The sequence below is a fragment of the Pseudomonas sp. Root401 genome (genome assembly GCF_001425105.1).
GTDB lineage: Bacteria > Pseudomonadota > Gammaproteobacteria > Pseudomonadales > Pseudomonadaceae > Aquipseudomonas > Aquipseudomonas brassicacearum.
This window is the reverse complement of the sequence record NZ_LMDO01000026.1, coordinates 66,449-77,319: the sequence shown is the minus strand read 5'-3', so window position 1 is coordinate 77,319 and position 10,871 is coordinate 66,449. Positions and strand designations below refer to the sequence as shown.

At 55.8% G+C, this 10,871-nt stretch carries 3 protein-coding genes; 1 reads left to right on the top strand and 2 read right to left on the bottom strand.

The window, feature by feature from the left end; all coding sequences use genetic code 11:
* Nucleotides 1–2,114: 2,114 nt before the first annotated feature.
* Nucleotides 2,115–6,098: a hypothetical protein gene (locus tag ASC85_RS19835; protein WP_057451003.1), complete on the top strand. Its 3,984-nt coding sequence runs from the start codon at nt 2,115–2,117 to the stop codon at nt 6,096–6,098.
* Nucleotides 6,099–6,247: 149 nt separating this feature from the next.
* On the opposite strand, the gene ASC85_RS19830 is transcribed toward ASC85_RS19835, so the two are convergent.
* On the bottom strand, nt 6,248–8,527 hold the full coding sequence (locus tag ASC85_RS19830) for an autotransporter outer membrane beta-barrel domain-containing protein (protein WP_236712379.1): 2,280 nt from the start codon (nt 8,525–8,527) through the stop codon (nt 6,248–6,250).
* A 319-nt stretch (nt 8,528–8,846) separates the two neighbouring features.
* Nucleotides 8,847–10,808: a hypothetical protein gene (locus ASC85_RS19825; RefSeq protein ID WP_057451001.1), complete on the bottom strand. Its 1,962-nt coding sequence runs from the start codon at nt 10,806–10,808 to the stop codon at nt 8,847–8,849.
* Nucleotides 10,809–10,871 lie beyond the last annotated feature (63 nt).

Below are 10,871 nucleotides of genomic sequence, written 5' to 3'. Positions count from 1 at the left end.
CCGTTGGCATCCTTGACGTTATCGAGAGTCGGTATCGCCTGTGCGCCGATGTTGATGTGCAATATTTCTGAGGCAGAAGTCCCACCCCCAACCCGCTTCACCCAATACATCGCCTGCACCGTGCCATCGCGGTTGCCTTCGATCAACGCGGCGCTGATGGTGAACGGGATGTCCTGGTTCTCGGTAAACTCGGTGACCGGAATCGAATCCCGATACCGGCCGGTTATCGACCCCCACCACAAGATATGCACCCGGTCGCCGGCCTTCTGCCCGCCGTACTGGCGAACGATCAGGCGCGTGCCGTCCGGCTTATCCGCCGGGTCCAGTATGCCGTCGCTCTCGCCCTCGACCACCGGCAGCGGCAATTCGGCCTGGGGGATGCCGATGCTGAGCAGGTCGGCATGCAGCGATTCATCTTCGATGACCTCCCGGCTCACCGCATCGCGCAACAGCTTGTAATACAGATCGAGCGTCCCTCCTTCAATGGCGGTGAGGTGCTCGCCAGCCACGGCGATCTCGATCGGCACACTGCCCTCCGCTTCGTTCTTGCTGAGCGGATGCAGTGGGAAGTCAGGCATATAGGACGTGCCGTTCGCCTCGGTGCCGTTCCAAATCAACGCAATGGCATTGCCCTCTTCCATGGCCGGGTCCAGCGGGATCTCAATGGTCGTACTGGGCAGTTGCGGATCAAGTGTGCCGGCAATCTCGTCCAGAGGGATCGGCGCCGCCAAAGGATTGGCCCGGCCCACGATCCGCGGGGAAAATATTTTGGAGGACAAGTCATCACTTCCATCCGCCTTGATCAGCCGGTAGAAAAAAGCCGCATGGGGACCGCCAGCCAACTGTCGCACTTCGGCGCTGGAGCGCTTGAACTCGAGGATACTCGGGACGCTCAGGATTTTTTCCGGCGTATAGATGACCTCTTCGATTTTTTCGCCTTCCGCCGTTATGCCCGCCAGATGCATCTCGACCTCATCGTCCGCCTTGAAGAAGTTGGCATCCACCGCGACCACCTGAAAGGTCAGGTCCGCCTCGCCGAGCTGGTCCATATCCAGCACCAGATTGAACACCTCCTTGATCAGCGGCGCCGGCAAACGCGAGTTGCCGGTGTCCACGATCACCCGAACCTCGGCGCTCCAGTCTTCAGACTTGTTGTCCACCACGTCGTAGACTTCAAAGACCACCGCCAGGCCGTTGGCATCGGTGTCGTCGGCCTTGAGGATGGTTGCTTCATCGACGGTAATGACCAGGGGGGTGTTCTGTGGCGGCAGGTGCTGTGCCTCTACAGTCTTCCAAACGGTTTCACCGCCCCAGGACAGCTTGATCCGATCCCCTTCGGCCATGATCGGGTAAGGTTCGATGGTCACCGGGACGCCTTGCCTGGCCGCCTCCTGATCCACCGCGCCGGGTGGCAGTAACTCGATTGGGATCGTCAGTTTCAGTTCGGAGTGGCCAGGCGTATCACCGTCCTGATCCTGGCCGCCGGGTGGGGCAAAATCGATCTTGACATGGATCTTCGTCACCGCTGAAGGCGTGTAGCCGGGTGCCCCCAATATCTTTACCTCGTAGCTCAGGTCAAAGTCCCCATCGATGAGCTGGCCTACCGGGATATGCGTTACAACTGGCTGGTCCACTTCAGTTTCTTCACGGATATCACCTGTCAACACAGGGATGTTGCCCAGTTTGACCCTATAGGCATCGCCCAGGCCCATGTTGGGCCAGGACGGTAGAATCAGTCGCAACCCTTGATGGGGAAAGTTGAGCCAGGCGGCGGCAATGTTGATACCGACACTGTCGGCTGGAGCCGGTGGNTTGGGCCAGGACGGTAGAATCAGTCGCAACCCTTGATGGGGAAAGTTGAGCCAGGCGGCGGCAATGTTGATACCGACACTGTCGGCTGGAGCCGGTGGRTGGGCAGGACCGCTGCCGGGAATGTCCAGTTCATCGAGATTGAGGGGGGTGTTGTCGGCGGTGTCCATGGCATGCTCCCAGTCGGATGAGRTCTGGGGTTATTCAATGCCTGGAATCAAGGTGTGCCTACTGTCAGAGTTGACAGTAGGCACACCTTTTCACGGCTATTAAATTAGGACATACCCATCAACTGGACGTTTCCCATGACCCGGTTCATGCCCTGCCTACTTCCTCCTCTGCCCCTTTCTCCAGCACCGCTGCAACTCAGGGGACTGTTCATTGCAGGTTGGACCAGTCCAGTAACCGATGCTGACTTCGGGATCAACCGCAGCATTGTCTTCGACCTCGCAATCCCCCCTCAGACCGAAGATCCTCCCAAGGACGCACTCTGCGTCATCGACCCTTGGAACGGCCAGCAAGAGGGCGACCATGTCGATGTCTACCTGAACGATGAGAACATCGCACAGAAGACTGTTCCGGTCGGTGGGCTCAACAATCGCCTGTTTTTATCATTGCCACACGAAAAAATCGCCCCCATTTGGGGCGAAAACTTCCACTTCAAGTTGACCCGCCTAGGCGAAACCGCGCCCAGCGACGAGTCGATACCTTGGCGTTTGCGTGTCAAGCTGGATCGACCCGGCGGCAAGGACAGGGAGCCTCACAACCCGGGTCACTCTGAATTGAAGGCCCCGCGGCCCCCTCAGGATGTGATCGATAACGGTGTCGATGCCGGCTCCGCAAAGGATGGTTTCGATCTTGAAATCATGCATTATCCGGGTCGAGCGGCCCACGACACAATTCAGTTGGCCTGGGGCAGCGCTTTTGTATATCGCGAGGTGACTCCTGATGAAGCTGCCACCACCGACTCGATTTTCATAAGGATTGACCAGCAAACCATTCTGGCCGGAGGCGACAGCGCCAGACTGCTGGTGCACTACATGGTGTTTGATCTGGCTTGGAACTACGCTGAAAAATACTCCTTGCGTACTTATATTTCAGTGGACGCCGGAGCCGCCCGACTGGATGCGCCCATCATCAAGGAAGCTTCCAACGGCGTTATCGATTTGTCGACGCTGGGCAAACAGCCTGTAACGATCCAGATTGTCGCGCTCGCACCCGACTTTGCTCTGAACGACACGTTGAACATGGTCTGGATCGGTACGCCAGTGATCGGCCTGCCTTTGGAAAACTGTCAATCCACAGCCATCACCAGCTTGCCCGCCCTTTATGAATTCGAAATCCCCAACGCTGAAATACGCGCCCTGGCGGGAGGCTCGGGCGACGCATTCTATACCTTGGAGAAAGCCAATGGGGATCCTCCCCTGTCGTCCAAACATGCCTTCGCGAGCGTCGAGGGGCAGGTATCCGCCCTACCCGCACCGACACTTATAGAACTGATTGGAGACACACTCGAGCCGGACCTGCCCTTTGCCACTGTAATCATTCACGCCTATCCGGGAATGAAGGGTGGCGATCATCTCAAGCTGGTCTGGCTAGGTGAAAAGGCCAACAACGGTGGCCCATACCTGCATGAAGACGAGCATCCGGTCAGCGACAATCAAGTCGACACTGACATCGTCATGTTCGTCCCCGGTGAACATATCGCGGTACTCAGGGGAGGCAGCCTGAGGCTGAGCTACTGGGTATCCAATGACAACGCAGTCGTGTATGACGTCAGGGAATCCGACTTCCTCGACGCCCAAGTCCAGGTCATCCGTGCTGAAATCCCTGCACCGCTGGTTGTAGAAGCACCTGATAATAAACTGGATCCGCAAATCCATACCGGCAGCGTGACCCTACGCATTGGATACCTCGGCACCGCCAAGGGCGACATTCTCACCTATTACTGGCACGGAAATCCCGGTGATGGCAGCACCAGCAACTGGGTGACCATATCCGAAGTCAGCGCCGGCAAGGCACTGGATTTTACTATCCTGCGCAAGTACATCGAACCGAACATCAGCGACATTGTCCGGATTCGTTATGTTGTCCTTGAAAAACTCACCGGCCGGTATCGATATTCGGGCCTGCTGGAGCTGGCGATCGGCGATCTACTGGGCGAACTCCCGGTACCAACGGTGATCGAAGCATCGCCGGCAGATGTGCTCGATCCGATGAATGCACTCGCCGGCGCCACGGTAGAGGTTCGATACGCGAGCATGGACGAGCCGCATACCGTTCATTTGAATTGGCTGGGCACCCCCGGTGCCGGGACTTCCGATGATTTGGAGTTGCCCGGAAGTACCACTGGCAGCGTTCGTTTCAATATCCCTGCCTCGGTGGTCGGAGCCAATATCAACCGTAACGTGATGCTTGGCTATGAGGTGACGCACAAAGGCTTCTTATTTCCCTCCGAAACCCTGGCGCTGAAAGTATCGGCTTTCCAGGACCCGGAAAACCAGTTGCCCAAGCCACGGATTACCCAGGCAAACAGCACAACGCTAGTACTGAACCTGGCGACCTTTACTGGCAATGCCAACGTCACCCTTGGAAAGTGGCCGTTCATCGCCGCCAAGCAGCGTATCTGGCTGCGACTTGAGGGCAACACGGATACTGGAGCATCCCATTCCATTTCGTTGCTCGATAGCCATGAACTGAATGACAGTCAGGTTGCCAATGGCCTGAGCGAAATTGCGTTGCGAACCGAGCTGGAACGGCTGGGCCATAACACACCGTTGACCGTTGTATGCAAGGTGGGCTTCAGCGCCGAAACCGAAGAAATCTATGCGCTCACCTTTCCCCTGACCCGTTATACCTTCAAGACTCGTCATGATTGGGTCGTGCCAGCGATCACCAGCGTCCGGGACTCCTGGGGTGAGGTGGGTGAAGGAGAAAACACCCTCGACAACAGGGTGACATTGAGTGGCACGGCAACACCCGATTCTAGTATCCAGCTCTACGACGGCAGCTCTGCAGGAGAGATCCTGCCGGTAGACATCGACGGTTACTGGTCTCATATCATGTCCCCGCTAAGCGTGAAATCCTACCGGCTCACCGCCCATGCCCTGGACGGCAGCGGCTTTGTTTCATCGCCACGTACTTTTTCCGTAGAAGCCGCCAACGCCCCCACCATCACCAGTATCAGGGACGTCTGGCGTGAGGTTGCCCATGAAGGCTACACCGCTAATCGACAAGTTACGGTCAGGGGCCAAGCCAATCCCAATCAGAACGTAAGAATCACTGGCGTTTCAACCCCGGCACCGCAAGAGCCAACTAACGGTGCCGGTAGCTGGAGCACCACCTTCAGCGCCTTGGCCCTTCAGCGTTATAGCATCGTTGCCGAAGCGCTTTATGGCGTGGGCGTTCCGCCGTCCGCACCGCGGTCTTTCACGGTGACAGGCGTTGTCAATCCGACTATCAGCAGCGTTCAAGACTCCCGCGGCGAACTCAATAACGGCGCCACGACGACCGACAATAGAGTGAGCTTGAGAGGCAACGCCAGCGCTTATCAAGTTGTGCAGATACTTGGTACCACGACGGCCGGTCCCGAAGTCACGGCGGATGCCGCAGGCATATGGAACCTGGCGCAGTTGGACGTGACACCTCGTAGCTACAGCCTGACCGCGAAAGCGCTATACGGGGACAATTTACCCATTTCACAGCCGCGAACTTTTACTGTGCTGGTGCCAACGCCACCGTTGAACTTCAATCAAAGCCCTGTGACATTGAGTGGAGTAGCTTACATGCTCAACGGTAGCACCGCGCTGCCCAACTTCGGCGCCGGCACGTCGGTACGTCATAGCGCCAGCGGAGGGGTACAACCCTATCGGTATAGCTCCAGCAATCGAGGAGTCGCCGAGGTTGATGGCGGCGGCCTGGTAACCGTTCGCCGCAATGGCAGCACGGTCATCACCGCGACCGATTCGGCCACGCCACCCCAGTCAAAAAGTTATACCGTTACAGTTACAGGTGTTTGGCTGTGTCACAACCTTGGGGGCGGGCATTACCAGACGATTCGCAGCGTCGCCGCTTCACGTGGCTTGAGCGTCCCGGATCTTGGCACGCTGCTGGCAATCAGCGCTGCCTACAGGGGCCGCTGGCCTTGGGGGGGAGCCTACACATGGTCCAGCAGTGTCAAATGGCCGCTCCCGCCGGTGTATATCTATGCGCTCACCATGTCCAATGGTGCCACGTGGGGGTTATGGGACCTCAATCCGGCCGGCACGGGCCTGGGCATTGGCAGGTGAGGTGTGGGTCATCGAACAAGGGGCCGGCACTATGCGGAACGACCGCCCTCCATCATTCATTTCACCTTCCGCAGGATGAGCCGCTTCAAATAGAAAGAACCCTGCACTGAGGCAGGGTTCTTTGGGTGATATCCAGCGGGTTCCAGCACTTACCAGCTATAGCGCAGCCCCACATTAGCGCCGAACGGCATTTCGATATGCTTACCATTGGCATAGTCGAAATCGGCATGCAGTTGCAAACGCTCGCTGAGCTGCGCTGCTATACCCGCTCCGAGTTCACCGCGCGAACCCGAAAGGTCGTTATTGAATACGTTGTTATTGACTTGCACTTCATTGTTTTTGGCAAATTCATGCGCCATCGCCAGCCGGACATAGGGCTGCAACACCGTACCGTCGTCAAGCGTAAAATTACGTCCGCCGGTCATGCCGACCTTGCCGAGGAAAGAACGGGTGCGGTCGCCTTCAGCCTGCATACCATTGTTCAAGTGATAATCCTGGCCCTGAATCACCACCGTCGAGAACTGGGTATAGGGTTCGATGAAGAAGTTGTTGTCCAACTTGATATGCCGTCCGAATTCCACCGAGCCGCCCAGGCCCGAGGTGTTGTAGGAACCCTTGGCACGGCTGCTGTCACTCATCGAGACTTTTGCCTCATTATGAAAACTGTTCAGCTTGAGCACACCGTCGAAGTAGTAGCCGGTGTCCGCGTCTAACCAAGTCGTATAAGCCCCCACATAGTAGCTTTTCACGGTGCCTGAACTACCGCGGCTCAAATCCAGGTCAGAGTTGCTGTGGCCCGCCATCGCGCCGATGAGCCATTGTCCGTCGCCCATGGGCAGCGGCGCGTCGGCGCCCAGGGAGAAGCCTTGTTGAGTCTGCTTGTAGCCGATACCGGAAGCCGCATCCACATTGTACTTGTTGCCATAGGTACGGCCCCACGCGCCCGACTTGCCTCCATTGAAACGCAACTCACCCATGCGGCTACGCAGACTGGTCAGCTCACCCTGCCAGACTGTCGGAGCGGTATTGAACAGGGCCATGACAGTACGGGTACCGGGGCTGATCGTCGCAGTCTCGGGATCGAGGAACCAATCAGTTCCCCCTGAACCATTCGCGGCGGAGGCCAATTTATAAGAGTAGGTCCCCACATCCACTTCATCACCGACCAAGCCAAAGGTCGCGTCGCCCGCCGCCGTTTTCACCAGGGTCAGCGCTTGTGCAGACGCCGGATCGTCGCCGGAGCCAGCCACTAGTAACGTGTGATCCCCGCTGGCAACGCCAGTGACATTGAGCACATCGTGTTGATTGGTGGCCCAGTCGACATCCATTTTGAAGGTTCCCTCGCCCGCCAGGGTGCCCACATTCAACTGATAGAACTCACCAGTACCGCCAAAGACCACCGTTCCCGCGTTCATGGTCAAGGCGCCCACAGTATTGTCGCCAGCCATTTCCCATTCAGAACCGCTGTTGATCGTTACGCCGGAAACGTTGACCAGATTGCCCTTGAAGAACGAACCGTTGGCGAGCCCCAGGGTGCCGGTGCTTCCGGACTCGACAATAAAGTCACCTTCCATGTGGCCTTGATCGAAACTCAGATTGGCGGTGCTGTTCTCGGATACATCAATGTTGCCTTTCAGCACGACACCGCCGCTATTGCTCACACCCATGTTCGCTGTGGAACCGCCGACAACCTCAAGCAAATTGCCATTGCCTGCGATGAGATTCGAACCATTGGTCAGATCGATATTGATCACCGTGGATGCGGCATTGGCAGGCGAGACACGGATGGCCGCACCGTTTTTGCCTTCAACGGTCGTGCCATCGAGCAACACGTTGCCTTCACGCGGAAGTGGCCGATTGCCCCGCAGATCAAGTCCATTCAGGCCGCCGATAATCGTGCTGCCGGTAAATTTCGCGTCGGCACTGAACAACCTGACGCCGTAGCTATCGGCGCCCGTACCTTCGATATGAGAGTTGCTGACATCCAGAGTGCTTAACGCCGAGGCAAAGGCTCCGCCTTCCAGCCCTTTGATAACGCTACCGGCAGTTACCGTCGCCGACGACCCCACGCCGAAGCTTTGCAACAAATGCAGGCCAATCCCGTTGGCATTGGTCACGGTGCTGTTGTTGATCGTTGCTTCACTGGCTTCCAAGCGCACTCCAGCGATGCCACCGGCACCCGTGGCAGTCACCGTGGCACCATCAAGTTCCACTCGCGAACCGTTACTTGCCCATATCTGCTGGGTCGTACTACCAGGGCGGACATTAATCGTGGAGTTATTTGAAATAACATCCATTATGTTGGCGCCATTCACATTGAGCGTGGAACCTGTGACGACTGAGTAGCGATCACTCGGCGTACCAGGGACAATGTCCCTGACTTCACCATTTTCTACCAAGTCGGCCTGCACCGATGTGCTTACCAACATCGACAAAACAAGAGAACAAGACACCGGAGCTATACCGGACAAAAGCAATCGTGCGGAATTTGAGGAGTGCATAGTGATGGACCTGAAGTAAGAGTGAACGTGTACTTCCTCACGACTCAGCGGCAATCAAAGTGCAAGGCGGCCGCAGGATACTCAAATAACCACCCACAGCATGTAGGAAAAATCCCAAATACAGACAGGAAAAATCCCATAAACTTACATCAACAAAACTTCTCGATCTCTTGGAAATAACAACGGAAAGAAAAAAACCGAATTCTTTTCTTTCCGCTTCTTCGCCTTTTTCCAGACCTAAGGAAGATCAAGGATTTATGGGGCACAGACCTGCCGCATCCTTCGAATTGGCACGTATTGAAAGCGTACCTGACAATGTCGACGTGCCGATCACCACCGTATAGTCAACCTTCAACGCCCCCCTGCGCCCTAGCAAATCGTCAAAAAAACTGGCCCGGGGCCCAACCAACTCTGTAAATCCATCGTCCACTTGTGATTGGCTCAGTGAAGGAATCGTCTTTGTCCAAGCCGTTCCCACTGTCGTGGCAGGTGGAAAATCAGAATATCCTTGTACGCTGATGCTCATTTGCTGACCTGCCGACAGCTTTGGATTCGGTGGAATATGCAACCGCAAGTTAGCGTCTGGACCGATCCAGGAGCTGCAATTGACCCACCAAACGGTACCTACAAACCTGGCATCAAGAAACTCCGGCACTGCCAGCCTGATAGGCACGGCCTCCTCTACATTCACTGGCGTAACAGGAGAAGGGGAAGGGTTGTTGTCACCGTTTACGCCGACCTCATACCACACATCAACAAGAATACCCGGTACCTTCTCGATCTCAGTCCATGGCACATCGAATATGAGAGGATCGCCTTCAGCCGGCACGGGTGTTACTTCAGATACGTAATCGGGTAGATCTCCCCAGTACAGCCTCGCCCAGTCAACGCCGACCAAGCCCAAAGGTACCGTGGTAGTCGCCGTTGCATTCAGTCCCTTGTCGCTTTCCAGCAGCTTGTTATTCTCTGGCGCTGGGCCAGTTCCTCGGACAAGCACCGCTGGCAGAATGGAAGGGTCGATGAGCTGAGATAGATCGACTTTGATGTTCAGCGGACTGTCAGCATCGTACGAGAGTTTGCCTCGTTGGATCTGATAAGTGACTGCCGTCGCTTTTTCGCCAGTAGCGCCACCATAATCCGGTACGATCAGTTCAGTATCGCTTACATCAATGATGATTGGATCTGTCGGGTTAACTCCGACTCTGTGGGGCGTACCGGCTGTCTGCGTGCCCCACGTCAGGTAAATACGATCATTCTTTCCGTGGTTCGTATAGCGCGGCACCAATGCCCGGACTCCAGCTCGAACGTCGGCCAAATCAATCAATGTCTTGGCGTCTTCGGCCAGTGGAACCCTCAGGGGACGGAACGGCCCCACAGGACGGGGAAGGAGCAGTAAATGAGTTTCGAGAGGTGCCGAATCTGGACCGGTATTACCCACGATATCTTTTAGTTTAAATATGAAAGCAAGTAAACCATCTTCTTTTCCCATCAAAAACAAAACTGGAATAGAAACTATCCGACTGTTAGGAATTACATCATCAAATACTTTGTGCGGAACAATGTCTTCCTCTAACAAGACGTAAACCTCGATGGCGTCCTGATTACGTGCGCCTGCGTAAGGAGGTACGATCAGCGGCACACCTGTCGCACTGACACTCGTCAGGTATTCCTTTGTCAACCCGTCGTCTTCAGCGATCTGATCTTCGAATTCCAAGGGGCGGATGGACGATTGACCGTCATTTGGCGGGGTCTTGTCGATAACGAACTCCTCTACAAGGGATTCCGCAATGTCCCCCGAAGGGATTTCTACGCTGTACATCAACTCGTAAGTCCCTTCGTCTACAAAAGCGGCAGCACTCACGGTAGTCGGATAGGGAAAGTCACCAGGAACAAATGGCCCGTCAATCGGATGTATATCCGTAGGCGCTCCCCAATCGGCGCTCCCTTTGGGCCTGACGAAGATCCTGAGTGTATCTGTCTCGCCGCCTAGGGCTGGCTCTGGCCATTCCGGGACGTCCAGTTCAAGATCAGTTCCCTGCAACGCTCGAGGTATATATCTTTCGTATTCGGGAAATCCTGGAAAATACTCTGGAAAAATAATCGGATCCAAGGGATCAGCTAAGTCGTCTGCCCTCTCCTGTAAATACCAAGTCGTGTAGGCCTGACGAGCCTGCGCAGCGGTCAACTTGCTTTTTGTCTGGTCATTCATTTTTTCAGCTCCGGTAGATATCAGTTAGATATACCCATCAATAGCTAAAGTACTTCCTTCCCA

Excerpts from the sequence above, each read along its gene's own strand:
- ASC85_RS19835 (WP_057451003.1), top strand. The coding sequence starts at position 2,115 with ATGACCCGGTTCATGCCCTGCCTACTTCCTCCTCTGCCCCTTTCTCCA.
- ASC85_RS19830 (WP_236712379.1), bottom strand. The coding sequence starts at position 8,527 with ATGTTGGTAAGCACATCGGTGCAGGCCGACTTGGTAGAAAATGGTGAA.
- ASC85_RS19825 (WP_057451001.1), bottom strand. The coding sequence starts at position 10,808 with ATGAATGACCAGACAAAAAGCAAGTTGACCGCTGCGCAGGCTCGTCAG.